We start from the raw sequence: 14,365 nt of genomic DNA, 5'->3' as shown, positions 1-14,365 counted from the left end.
AGGGTCCGGGACCGGTGTAACGGTCCCGGACCGCCTTCGCCCGCCGTCGGCGGCGGCGGGCGAAGGTAGGTGTCCCCGGGTGATGGCATCCTCGGTGGTAACAGTCGGGCCCTTCCGGCCCATGTAATGATGGACGACGGCGAGTCCGGCGGCGATCGATCGCGCCCTGTGTGAGGTACCGCCCAGCAGGTCGGTAGCGGTATGCCGTCGGCGGGTGCACCGCAGTCGGAAGCGAACGAGGCAGGCAAGGCAGGTTGATGGGTTCGGTTGTCGGTGAGCAGTGTGACCACCACCAGGAAGTGATGTAGGCATGACCCGAACGGCGCGCACACGACCCACCCGGACCCGGCGGCCTCGGGGTACCACCCTCCCTCAGCTCATGGCGACGGCGGTCGAGACCAACCCGTCGGGTATCGCGGTCAGCTACGTGGATGCCACCGGTAATCTCGGCCGGCTCACCTATGCCGAACTCGACGAACGCTCCAACCGGCTGGCCCGGCTGCTCATCGCCCGCGATATCGGCCCCGAGGACCTGGTCGCGATCGGGATCACCCGCTCGATCGACTCGGTGATCGCGATCTGGGCGGTGGCCAAGACCGGTGCGGGCTATGTTCCGGTCGACCCGACCTATCCGGTGGACCGTGTCACCCATATGGTCACCGATTCCGGTGCCGTCCTCGGCCTGACCGTCGTGGAATCGGCGGCCGGACTGCCCGATCAGGTGGAGTGGCTGTCCATCGACAGCGCCGATACCGCCGCCGTGCTCGAACAGTACGCGGCCGAACCGGTTTCCTTCGACGAGCGGCTGCGCCCGCTGCGCACCGAGCATCCGGCCTATGTCATCTACACCTCGGGTTCGACCGGTACACCCAAGGGCGTGGTGATCACCCAGGCCGGGCTGGCCGGGTTCTGTGCCGAGCAGCGCGACCGGTACCGGGTCGATACGACCGCACGTACCCTGCACTTCGCCTCTCCCTCCTTCGACGCCTCGGTCCTGGAACTGCTGCTGGCGATCGGTGGTGCCGCGACCATGGTGGTGGTATCGCCGACCGTGTTCGGCGGCGAAGAACTGGCGGGACTGCTGCGCAGCGAAGGGGTGACCCATGCCTTCGTCACCCCGGCCGCCCTGGCCTCCGTCGATCCGGCGGGCCTGGACGAGCTGCGCGTGGTGATCACCGGCGGCGAGGCGTGCCCGCCGGATCTGGTGCGGCGCTGGGCCGTCACGTCGGCGGACGGGAATCCACGGGAATTCTTCAACGCCTACGGCCCCACCGAGGCCACCGTCGCGGTCAATATCAGCGACCCGATGCAGCCGGACGCACCGGTCGGCATCGGCGCCCCGATCCGCGGTGTGACCGAATATGTCCTGGACGAACGGCTGGCCCCGCTGCCCACCGGGGTGACCGGCGAACTCTATGTCAGCGGCGCCCAATTGGCGCGTGGTTACCGCAACCTGCCGGAGACGACCGCGCAACGTTTCGTGGCGCATCCGTTCACCGACGACGGTTCCCGGCTCTACCGCACCGGCGATCTGGTGCGCTGGCTGGCCGACGGCTCGCTGGAATATCTGGGCCGCAACGACTTCCAGGTGAAGATCCGTGGCTTCCGGATCGAACTCGGCGAGATCGACGCGGTACTGGGCGGGCACGAGTCGGTGGACTTCTCCGTCACCGTCGGCTACGAGCCACCCAGCGGTGCCACCGTATTGGCCAGCTACGTGCACCCGGCCGACGGGGCCTACGTCGACACCGGCGAGTTGCTCACCCTGGCCGCGAATCGGCTCCCCGCGTACATGGTTCCGGCGAGTATCACCGTGCTGGACAGGATTCCACTGACCCCCGGCGGCAAGGTCGATCGCCGGGCGCTGCCCGAACCGCAGCTGCGCACCAAAGAGTACCGGGCACCGGAAACCCCGTTGGAGAAGCAGGTCGCGGCCGTTTTCGCCGATCTGCTGAACCCCGCCGATCCGGTCGGCGCGGACGACGATTTCTTCGAACTCGGCGGTAACTCGCTGATCGCCGCTCAGGTGGCGGGCCGGTTGGGTGCCACCGTGGACGCCCGGATCCCGGCGCGCGTGTTGTTCGAGTCCTCGACCGTGGCCGAGTTCGCCGCAAAGCTGGGCGAGCTCAGCGGATCCGGTGGACGTGAGCCGCTGGTCGCGCGCCCGCGTCCGGACCGGGTGCCGCTATCCCTCTCGCAGCAGCGGATGTGGTTCCTGAACCGGTTCGACGGAGCGTCGGCGGCGTACCACATTCCGCTGGCGATCCGGTTGTCCGGCACGCTCGACGTGGATGCGCTCCGGGCGGCGGTCGCGGACCTGGTGGCGCGGCACGAAGTACTGCGGACGGTATATCCGGAGACCGAATCCGGCCCGGTGCAGGTGGTGTTGCCGGTCGGGGAGGCCGCGCCGCACCTGCAGGTGCGGTCGGTGGCCGCCGACGACGTGGTGACGGTCGTCTCGGAATTGGTGTCGACCGGTTTCGATGTGACGGCCGAGGTGCCGTTGCGGGTCGCGCTGCTCCAGTTGGCCGACGCCACAGACGAATTCGTGCTCGCCATGGTGGTGCACCACATCTCCGGTGACGGTTCGTCGGTGGGCCCGCTGACACGGGATCTGATGACCGCCTACGCCGCGCGGGCGGCGGGTTCGGCGCCCGGGTGGGAACCGTTGGCTGTGCAGTACGCCGACTACAGCATCTGGCAGCGCGCACTGCTCGGTGACGAGAGCGATCCGGATTCGCTGGCCGCCGAGCAGCTCGGCTACTGGCAGTCGGCGCTGGAAAATCTGCCGGACCAACTGGATCTGCCCGCGGACCGGCCGCGTCCGGCGGTGCAATCCGTGCTGGGCGGCCGGGTGGGCGTGCGGATCGATGCCGAGACCCACGCCGGATTGCTGCGAATCGCCCAGCAGCACAACGCGACACTGTTCATGGTCGTGCATTCCGCGCTGGCGGTGCTGTTGTCGCGCCTGTCCGGTACCGACGATATCGCGGTGGGTAGCCCGGTAGCGGGTCGCGGTGAGCAGGCGCTGGACGATCTGGTCGGCATGTTCGTCAACACCCTGGTGCTGCGCACTGTGGTGGATCGCGGCGAGTCGTTCGCCGATCTGCTGGCCCGGCAGCGCGAGGTCGATATCGCGGCGTTCGCGTACGCCGATGTGCCGTTCGAGCGGCTGGTGGAGGTGCTCAACCCGGTTCGTTCGACCGCGCGGCATCCGCTGTTCCAGGTCGGTTTCTCGTTCCAGAACCTGGCACAGTCGAGCCTGGAGTTGCCGGGGCTGACTGTTTCGGGTGTGGACTTCGAGGTCGAGGTCTCCCAGTTCGACCTGCATCTGATCGTGGGCGACAGCTACGACGAGGCGGGCGCACCGCAGGGTGTGGCGGGACATTTCACCTATGCCACGGCGCTGTTCGACCATGCCACGGTGCAGGGCTTCGCCGACCGGCTGACCCGGTTGGTCGCCGCGCTGGTGGCCGATCCCTCGGTAGCCGTCGGCGATGTGGAGATCCTGGCGGCCGCGGAGCGGACCGCGATCGTCGCGCAACGGAATTCCACCGAGCGTCGGCTGGATTCGGCGGCGACGCTGGTGTCGTTGCTGGATGCGACGGTCGCGGCGGGCTCGGATGCGGTGGCGTTGGTCGCCGCGGATGGTTCTCGGGTTACTTATGGGGAGTTGGGTGCGCGGGTCAATCGGTTGGCCCGGTATCTGATCGCGGTGGGTGTGGGTCCGCAGGATCGGGTTGTGCTGGGGTTGCGGCGGTCGGTGGATCTGGTGGTCGCGATGTACGCGGTCGCCACGGCTGGTGGTGTGTATGTGCCGGTGGATCCCGACCAGGCTGCTGAGCGCACCGGTTACATCGTGGAAACCGCGGCGCCGGTATGCGTGCTGACCACCGGCGATACCGAAATCGGTGCCGAAGCCGGTTTCGCCACCGCGTCGGTGGTGGTCCTGGATGCCATCGATATCGGTGGTTTCGATTCGTCGCCGGTGTCCGATGCCGAGCGGGTGGCGCCGTTGTGTGCGGCGGATACGGCGTATGTGATTTTCACGTCGGGTTCGACGGGTCGTCCGAAGGGTGTGGCGGTTCCGCATGCGGCGATCGTGAACCAGTTGCGCTACATCACCGGAGAGTTCGGGCTGGATGGCTCGGATGCGGTGTTGTTGAAAACTGCGGCGACGTTCGACTTGTCGGTGTGGGAATTCTGGCTCGCGGTTGTGTCCGGTGGTCGGATGGTGATCGCCGAGGTGGAGGGGCATCGGGATCCGTCGTACTTGAATGTGTTGATGGCTCGTGAGCGGGTGTCGACGTTGACGGTGGTGCCGTCGATGTTGGATGCCCTGCTGGGCACCGATGAGGGGCTCGCGGGTTCGTTGCGGCGGGTGCTGGCGATCGGTGAGGCGTTGCCGGCGGCGACGGCGCAGCGGATGCTGGCGGGGTTCCCGGCCGTCGAACTGTTCAATTTGTACGGTCCGACCGAGGCGGCGGTGTCGATCACCACGCATCGGGTGACCGAGGCCGACCGGGTATCGGTGCCGATCGGTGTACCGCAGTGGAATTCGCGGGTGTACGTGCTGGATGCCAGGTTGTGTCCGGTGCCGGACGGTGTCGCGGGTGAGCTGTATCTGGCGGGCGCGCAGCTCGCGGCCGGATATTTCGGTCGCCCGGACCTGACGGCGGATCGGTTCGTGGCCGATCCGTTCGCCGTCGGTTCCACGGTCGGTGCCGGTGGGCGTATGTATCGCACCGGCGACGTGGTCCGGTGGACCACGGCCGGTGAGCTGGAGTATGTGGGTCGTTCCGATTTCCAGGTGAAGGTTCGTGGTTTCCGGATCGAGCTCGGTGAGATCGAGGCGGCGTTGCTGGCGTTGCCGCAGGTCGCGCAGACCGCCGTGCTGGCGTCCTCGGATCCACGGACCGGGGACCGGCTGGTCGGGTATGTGGTGCCCGAGGGCGACGCCGGTCTGGACACCGCACGGATCCGAGCCGAACTCGGGCAGCGGTTGCCGTCGTACATGGTGCCTTCGGTGTTCGTGGAGCTGGATGCGCTGCCGTTGAACGTCAACGGGAAGCTGGATCGTAAAGCCCTGCCGGAGCCGGTATTCGAAGCGCGGGAATTCCGTGCGCCGTCCACTCCGATCGAAGAGATCGTGGCGGGTGTGTTCACCGAGGTCCTCGGCGCCGACCGGGTGGGCGCGGACGACGATTTCTTCGCTCTGGGCGGTAATTCGCTGGTCGCGACCCAGGTCGCGGCGCGGCTGGGTAAGGCGCTGGATACAACGGTGCCGGTGCGCGCGTTGTTCGAGGCCTCGACTGTCGCCGGTCTGGCGGTGCGCGTCGAGCAGCACGCCGGATCGGGTGGGCGTAAGGCGCTGGTGGCGCAGGCACGTCCCGCGCAGGTGCCGTTATCGCTGGCGCAGCAGCGGATGTGGTTCCTGAACCGGTTCGACCAGCAATCGGTGGCCTACAACATTCCGCTGGCGATCCGGCTGTCCGGTGCGCTGGATGTGGACGCACTGCGGGCGGCGGTCGGGGATCTGGTGGCGCGGCACGAGGTGCTGCGCACGGTGTACCCGGAGACCGAATCCGGTCCGGTGCAGGTGGTGCTGCCGGCCGGGGACGCGGCGCCGCGACTGGAGGTGCGGTCGGTGGCCGCCGACGAGGTGGTTGCGGCCTTGTCGGAGCTGGTGTCGGCCGGTTTCGATGTCACCGGGGAGGTTCCGCTGCGGGCGGCGCTGTTCCGCGTGGACCCGGCGGCGGACGAACCGCGCGACGCGACCCACGTATCCGGTACCACGGGCGAATACGTGCTGGCGATGGTGATCCATCACATCGCCGGCGACGGTTCGTCGGCGGGACCGCTGACCCGGGATCTGATGACCGCCTATATCGCGCGTGCGGCAGGTGCGGCGCCCGGGTGGGCGCCCTTGCCGGTGCAGTACGCCGATTACAGCATCTGGCAGCGTGAACTGCTCGGCGAGGAAACCGATCCGGAATCGCTGGCGGCGCAGCAGGTCGGGTACTGGCAGTCGGCGCTGGCCGGGGTGCCGGATCAGCTCGATCTCCCGTCCGACCGCCCGCGCCCGGCGGTGCAGTCGTTCGTCGGTGGCCGGATAGAGATCGCGGTGGACGCCGAAACCCACGCCGGGTTGCAGCGGGTGGCACAGCAGCAGGGCGCGACCCTGTTCATGGTGGTGCATTCGGCGCTCGCGGTGCTGCTGTCACGGTTGTCCGGTACCGACGACATCACCATCGGTACGCCGGTCGCCGGTCGCGGGGAAGCAGCACTCGACGACCTGATCGGTATGTTCGTGAACACGCTGGTGTTCCGGACACAATTGGATCAGGGGGAGTCGTTCGCCGATCTGCTCCGGCGGCAGCGGGAAACCGATATCGCGGCGTTCGCGCACGCGGACGTGCCGTTCGAGCGGCTGGTGGAAGCGCTCAATCCCGCTCGTTCGCAGTCGCGACATCCGTTGTTCCAGGTGGGGCTGACCTTCCAGAACCTCGCGCAGTCGAGTCTGGAACTGCCCGGCCTGACGGTTTCCGGTGTCGATATCGATACCGAGACTTCCCAGTACGACCTGCACCTGATGCTCGGTGACCACTACGACGCCACCGGAACACCGGCCGGCGTGGGTGGGTATCTGACCTACGCCGCCGATATGTTCGATCACGCCACGGTGCAGGGGTTCGCCGACAGATTCGTGCGATTGCTGGCCGGCCTGGTCGCGGACCCGTCTGTCCCGGTGGGTGATCTGGAGATCCTGGCCCCGGCCGAGCGCGCCCGAGTGCTGACGGAGTGGAACGCCACCGAGCGTCCGCTGCCGGCGGGTCTGCTGCTGGACGGTTTCGCCCGCGCGGTGGCCGAGCACCCGGATCGGGTGGCGGTGGTCTTCGACGGCGCCGAGGTCACCTACGCGGAGCTGGACGCGCGGGTCAACCGGTTGGCGCGGTATCTGATCGCGCAGGGTGTGGGCGCGGAAGCCCTCGTCGGGCTGCTGGTCTCGCGCTCGCTGGATTTCGTGGTCGGTATGTATGCCGTCGTCGCGGCCGGTGGTGCGTACGTGCCGCTGGACCCGGCGCATCCCGCCGAACGGATCCGGCACATCCTCGATACCGCCGCTCCGGTGTGTGTGCTGTCCACGAGCGGTGATATCGCGGCCGTGGGTGACGGTGTGGCGGGGGACGCGCCGGTGCTCGCACTCGATGTTCTCGACATCGGTTCATATGACGCCGCGGTGGTGACCGATGCCGACCGGGTGGCGCCGCTGCGGCCGGGCAATGCCGCCTATGTGATCTTCACATCCGGTTCGACGGGCCGCCCGAAGGGCGTGGCGGTTTCGCATGCGGCGGTACGTAATCAGGTCGCGTGGATCGTGGGCCAGTACGGGTTCGATCGTGATGACGTGGTGTTGTTCAAGACTCCGGCGACGTTCGATGTGTCGGTGTGGGAGTTGTACGCGCCGCTGACCGTCGGTGCCCGGATGGTTGTCGCCGAGGCGGATGGTCATCGCGATCCGGCGTATCTGGCATCGGTGATCGCTGAGCAGGGGGTGACGGCGACTTCGTTCGTGCCGTCGATGCTGTCGGTGTTCGCCGAGAGTGTGGTCGGTGATCCGGACGCGTTGTCGTCGCTGCGGTTGTTGTTCGTGGCGGGTGAGGCGTTCACCGGTGATGTGGTGGCCGCGGTGCGCCGGGTCAGTGATGTGGCGCTGTTCAACCTGTACGGTCCGACCGAGTTCACCGTGCACGCGACCCATGCCGCGGCCGCGGACAATGTGGCGGGTGCGGTGCCGATCGGTGCGCCGGTCTGGAACGCGCGGGCCTATGTGCTGGATTCGCGGTTGCGTCCGGTACCGGTGGGCGTGACGGGTGAGCTGTATCTGTCGGGTGCGCAGGTAGCACGCGGGTACGCGGGCCGGGCCGATCTGAGTTCGGATCGGTTCGTGGCCGATCCGTTCGGCACGGGCGAGCGGATGTATCGCACCGGCGATGTGGTGCGGTGGACCGCCACCGGCGAACTGGTGTACGTGGGCCGGTCCGATTTCCAGGTGAAGGTGCGCGGTCAGCGCATCGAGCTGGGTGAGATCGAGACGGCGTTGACCGATCACGTATCGGTGGCCCGCGCGGTGGTGACGGCGAAATCCGATCCGCGTATCGGTGATCGCTTGGTGGCGTACCTGGTGGCTGCCAGGGGAGCGGTGGTCGATACCGAGGTACTGCGGGACCATCTCGCGGATCGGTTGCCCGCCTATATGGTGCCCGCGGTCTTGATGGTGCTGGACGAGTTCCCGCTCAACGCTTCCGGGAAGCTGGACCGGAAGGCATTGCCGGAGCCGGTGTTCGAGGCGCAGGAATTCCGGGCGCCGTCGACCCCGATCGAGGAAATCGTGGCCGGCGTGTACAGCGAGGTCCTGGGTGTCGAACGGGTCGGTGCCGACGACGATTTCTTCACCCTCGGCGGTAACTCGCTGATCGCGACGCAGGTCGCCGCGCGACTGGGGAAGGCGCTGGATACGACGGTGCCGGTGCGGGCACTGTTCGAGGCTTCCACGGTGGCCGGTCTGGCAGTGCGGGTCGAACAGCACGCCGGCGCCGGTGGGCGCGCGGAATTGGTGCCGCAGCCGCGGCCGACGCGGGTGACGGCCTCGGGTGAGGTCGTGGACGCGGTGCCGTTGTCGCTGGCGCAGCAGCGGATGTGGTTCCTCAACCGATTCGACGGCGGCTCGGCGGCCTACAACATTCCGCTGGCGATCCGCCTGTCCGGTGCACTCGATGTGGAAGCGCTGCGTGCGGCGGTTTCCGATCTGGTGGCGCGGCACGAAGTGCTGCGGACGGTGTATCCGGAGACCGAGTCGGGTCCGGTGCAGGTGGTTCTGCCGGTCGGTGCGGCTGCCCCGCGGTTGCAGGTTCGTTCGGTTGTTGCCGGGGATGTCGTGGCCGCGGTGGCGGAGCTGGCGTCGGCCGGTTTCGATGTGACGGCCGAGGTGCCGTTGCGGGTGGCGCTGCTGCGTGTGCACGGTACGGCCGATACCGCCGAAGAGTCCGGTGCCGCCGGTGAATTCGTGCTGGCGATGGTGGTGCACCACATCGCGGCCGACGGTTCGTCGATCGGCCCGCTGACCCGGGACGTGATGACCGCCTACGCTGCCAGGTCGGCCGGAGAGGCCCCGGGATGGGCGGCGTTGCCGGTGCAGTACGCCGATTACAGCATCTGGCAGCGTGCGCTACTCGGCGACGAGTCCGATCCGGAATCGCTGGCCACGAAACAGGTCGGGTACTGGCGATCGATGCTGGCCGGTGTGCCGGATCAGCTGGATCTGCCGACCGACCGGCCGCGTCCGGCAGCGCAGTCCTTCGCGGGTGGCCGGGTCGAAGTGGTCATCGACTCGAATATCCATGCCGGATTGCTGCGGGTCGCGCAGCAGCGGAACGCGACGCTGTTCATGGTCGTGCACTCGGCGCTGGCGGTGCTGCTGTCGCGGCTGTCGGCCAGCGACGACATCACCGTCGGCACGCCGGTCGCGGGTCGTGGCGAGCAGGCGCTGGACGATCTGATCGGTATGTTCGTGAACACGCTGGTGTTCCGGACGCAGTTGGATCGTGGGGAGTCGTTCGCGGAGCTCTTGTCGCGGCAGCGGGAGATCGATATCGCCGCGTTCGCGCACGCGGATGTACCTTTCGAACGCCTGGTGGAGGTGCTGAACCCGGCGCGTTCGCAAGCGCGGCATCCGTTGTTCCAGGTGGGCTTGACCTTCCAGAACCTGGCCCAGTCGGGTCTGGAACTGCCGGGGCTGACGGTATCGGGTGTGGACGTCGATACCGAGATCTCCCAGTTCGATCTGAATCTGGTGCTCGGTGATTCCTACGACGAAACGGGCGCCCCTCGAGGAGCCGCCGGATATCTGACCTACGCCACCGCCCTGTTCGACCACGCCACAGTGCAAGGGTTCGCCGACCGGTTCGTGCGACTGCTCGCCGCGGTATCGGCGGATCCGTCGATACCGGTCGGCGACCTGGAGGTTCTCGCCCCGGCCGAACGCACTCGGGTGCTGGCGGAGTGGAACGCGACCGAGCATGCGGTGCCGGCGGGGTTGCTGCTGGACGGATTCAATGCTGTGGCTGCCGCTCATCCGGATCGGGTGGCTGTCTCGTTCGAGGGGACGAGTCTGTCCTATGGCGAGTTCGCGGGCCGGGTCAATCAGCTGGCGCGGTACCTGATCGCCGAAGGTGTGGGCCCGGAAACGCTGGTCGGCTTGCTGGTTTCGCGGTCGGTGGACCTGGTTGTCGGTATGTATGCGGTGGTTGCTGCGGGTGGTGCGTATGTGCCGTTGGATCCCGCGCATCCGGCGGAGCGGATCGGCTACATTCTGGATACCGCGTCGCCGCTGTGTGTACTCACGACTGCTGCTGATTCGGCTGCGGTGCCCGAGGGTGCGGGTGTGCCGGTGTTGGGGCTGGATGCCCTGGATGTGTCCGGGTACTCCGATGTCGAGGTGACCGATGCTGATCGGCGCGCGGTGTTGCGGTCGTCGAATACGGCGTATGTGATCTTCACGTCGGGTTCGACGGGTCGTCCGAAGGGTGTGGCGGTTCCGCATTCGGCGATCGGTAATCAGGTCGCGTGGATGCTGGATCAGTATCCGCTCGACGCTTCGGACGTCTACCTGCAGAAGACCGCGACGACGTTCGATGTGTCGCTGTGGGGTTATTTCCTGCCGTTGGCGGCGGGTGCTCATCTGGTGGTGGCGACTCCGGACGGTCACCGGGATACGGAATATCTGGCTCGGACGATTGCCGAGTATCAGGTGACGGTGACCGATTTCGTGCCGTCGATGTTGTCGGTGTTCGCTGCGCATACTCCGGCGGAGTCGATCCGGAGTCTCGAGCATGTGTTCGTGATCGGTGAGGCGTTGCCGCCGGAGACGGTGACGGCGATGCACAGTATTTCCGATGCCGCGGTGCACAATTTGTATGGTCCGACCGAGGCTGCGGTGTCGATCACGTATTGGCAGGCGACCGGTGATGAGACCACGGGTGTGCCGATCGGTGTTCCGCAGTGGAACAGTCGTGTGTATGTGTTGGATTCGCGGTTGCGGCCGGTGCCCGCCGGTGTGGTGGGTGAGCTGTATCTCGCGGGTGATCAGTTGGCTCGTGGTTATGTGACGCGTCCGGATCTGTCGGCGGATCGGTTTGTGGCGAGTCCGTTCGATCCTGCGGGGCGGATGTATCGGACCGGTGACCTGGTGCGGTGGAGTCGTGTCGAGACGCAGGCCGACGGCCGCACCGATGCTCTGCCGGTGCTGGAATATTTGGGTCGTACTGATTTCCAGGTGAAGTTCCGTGGTCAGCGGATCGAGTTGGGTGAGATCGAATCGGCGGTGTTGGCGCAGCCGGTGGTGAGTCAGGCTGTGGTGACGGTCGCGGCGTCGGATCTGGGTGAGCAGCTCGTTGCTTATGTGGTGCCCGCTCCGGGCGAGCAGGTTGTGTCCGGTGTGTTGCTGGATGCTTTGCGTGAGGTGTTGCCGGTTTATATGGTTCCGGCCGCGGTGGTCGTGTTGGATGCGTTCCCGTTGAACACTTCTGGGAAGTTGGATCGTAAGGCGTTGCCGGCGCCGGTGTTCGAGACGAAGGAGTTCCGGGCGCCGTCGACTCCGATCGAGGAAATTGTCGCGGGTGTGTTCGCCGAGGTGCTGGGTGTGGAGCGGGTGGGTGCGGATGATGATTTCTTCGCCCTGGGTGGTAATTCGCTGGTCGCGACCCAGGTCGCGGCTCGCCTCGGGGCCGCGCTGGATACCACGGTGCCGGTGCGGTTGTTGTTCGAGGCCGCCACTGTTTCGGCGTTGGCCGCCCGGATTCAGGAGCAGGCGGGTTCGGGTGGGCGTGCGGCGTTGGTGCCGCAGCCGCGGCCGACGCGGGTGACGGCCTCGGGCGAGGTAGTGGACGCGGTGCCGCTGTCGCTGGCGCAGCAGCGGATGTGGTTCCTCAACCGATTCGATCAGGCGTCGGCGGCCTACAACCTCCCGATGGCGATCCGGTTGTCCGGTGCACTCGACGTGGCTGCCCTGCGTGCGGCGGTCGCCGATCTGGTCGCCCGGCACGAAGTGCTGCGGACGGTGTACCCGGAGACCGAGTCGGGTCCGGTGCAGGTGGTCCTGCCCGCCGGTGCGGCTGCCCCACGGTTGCAGGTTCGTTCGGTTGCTCCCGGGGATGTCGTGGCCGCGGTGGCGGAGCTGGCGTCGGCCGGTTTCGATGTGACGGCCGAGGTGCCGTTGCGAGTGGCACTGCTGCGGATCGGCGATACGCCCGGCCCGGGTAACGCATCGGATATCGACGGTGTGGTCGATGAGTTCGTCTTGGCGATGGTGATCCATCACATCGCCGGTGACGGTTCCTCGGTGGGCCCGCTGACCCGGGATCTCATGACCGCCTATGCGGCCCGTACCGCCGGTGAGGTGCCGGGGTGGGCCGCGTTGCCGGTGCAGTACGCCGACTACAGCATCTGGCAGCGCGCCGTGCTCGGCGACGAGTCCGATCCGGAGTCGCCGGCGGCGAAACAGGTCGGGTACTGGCAGTCGACGTTGGCGGGTGTCCCGGATCAGCTGGATCTGCCGGTCGATCGGCCGCGTCCGGCCGTACAGTCCTTCGCGGGCAGCCGCGTGCGCGTTTCGATCGACGCCGAAACCCACGCCGGATTGGTGCGGGTCGCTCAGCAGCAGAACGCGACCCTGTTCATGGTTGTGCATTCGGCGCTGGCGGTGCTGCTGTCGCGGCTGTCGGGTAGCGATGACATCACGGTCGGTACCCCGGTAGCCGGTCGTGGTGAGGCCGCGCTGGACCACCTGATCGGTATGTTCGTGAACACCCTGGTGTTCCGGACCCGGCTCGATCGCGGAGAAGCGTTCACCGGCCTGCTCCTGCGGCAGCGGGAAACCGATATCGCGGCGTTCGCGCACGCGGATGTGCCGTTCGAGCGGCTGGTGGAGGTACTCGACCCGGCGCGTTCGCAAGCGCGGCATCCGCTGTTCCAGGTGGGGTTGACCTTCCAGAACCTGGCCGCTTCCGTGCTGGAACTGCCCGGTCTGACGGTCTCGGGTGTGGAATTCGATTCCGAGATCTCGCAGTTCGACCTGAATCTGATCCTCGGTGACACCTACGACGAATCGGGTGCCCCGCAGGGAGTCGCCGGCTATCTGACCTACGCCACCGCCCTGTTCGACGAGACCACTGTTCAGGGGTTCGCCGACCGGTTCGCGCGGTTGCTGCGGGAGATCGTCGCGGCGCCGGAGACCGCGGTCGGTGATCTGGAGATCTTGGCGCCGGTCGAGCGTGCGCAGGTGCTGGCGCAGTGGAATGCCACCGAGCATGCGATCCGTGCCGGGCTGCTGCTGGACGGGTTCAATGCTGTGGCTGCTGCTCATCCGGATCGGGTGGCTGTCTCGTTCGAGGGGACGAGTCTGTCCTACGGCGAGTTCGCGGGCCGGGTGAATCAGCTGGCGCGGTATCTGATCGCCGAAGGTGTGGGCCCGGAGACTCTGGTGGGTCTGCTGGTTTCGCGGTCGGTGGATCTGGTTGTCGGTATGTATGCGGTGGTTGCTGCGGGTGGTGCGTATGTGCCGTTGGATCCCGCGCATCCGGCGGAGCGGATCGGCTACATTCTGGATACCGCGTCGCCGCTGTGTGTTCTCACGACAACCGCCGATGTGGCCGCGGTGGCCGACGGCGGTGTTGCGGTGGTGGCACCGGATGTCGCGGTGCTGATGTTGGACACCCTGGATGTGTCGGGGTATGCCGAGGCCGAGGTCGTCGATGCCGATCGGCGTGCGCCGGTGCGGTCGTCGAATACGGCGTATGTGATCTTCACGTCGGGTTCGACGGGTCGTCCGAAGGGTGTGGCCGTCTCGCATGCGGCGATCGGTAATCAGGTCGCGTGGATGCTGGATCAGTATCCGCTCGACGCTTCTGACGTCTATCTGCAGAAGACCGCGACGACGTTCGATGTGTCGCTGTGGGGTTACTTCCTGCCCTTGGCCGCCGGTGCTCACTTGGTCGTCGCGACCCCGGATGGTCACCGGGACACCGAATATCTCGCGCGCACGATTGCCGAGCATCAGGTGACGGTGACCGATTTCGTGCCGTCGATGCTGTCGGTGTTCGCTGCGCATACTCCGGCGGAGTCGATCCGGAGTCTCGAGCACGTGTTCGTGATCGGTGAAGCCCTTCCCCCGGAGACGGTCACCGCTGTGCACGCGATTTCCGATGCCGCGGTGCACAACTTGTACGGTCCGACCGAGGCCGCGGTGTCGATCACGTATTGGCAGGCCACCGGAACGGATCAGGGTTCGGTCCCGATCGGTGTCCCG

General features: G+C 67.0%; 1 pseudogene. It reads left to right on the top strand.

Annotated features, from left to right (window positions below):
• Positions 1-379 precede the first annotated feature (379 nt).
• Positions 380-14,365 (top strand): annotated as a pseudogene (locus IEY68_RS33360) (amino acid adenylation domain-containing protein); the annotation flags it as partial.

Source organism: Nocardia jinanensis (assembly GCF_014645735.1).
Lineage (GTDB): Bacteria > Actinomycetota > Actinomycetes > Mycobacteriales > Mycobacteriaceae > Nocardia > Nocardia jinanensis.
Note: the sequence above shows the minus strand (reverse complement) of the source record. Positions and strands in the feature narration are given on the sequence as shown.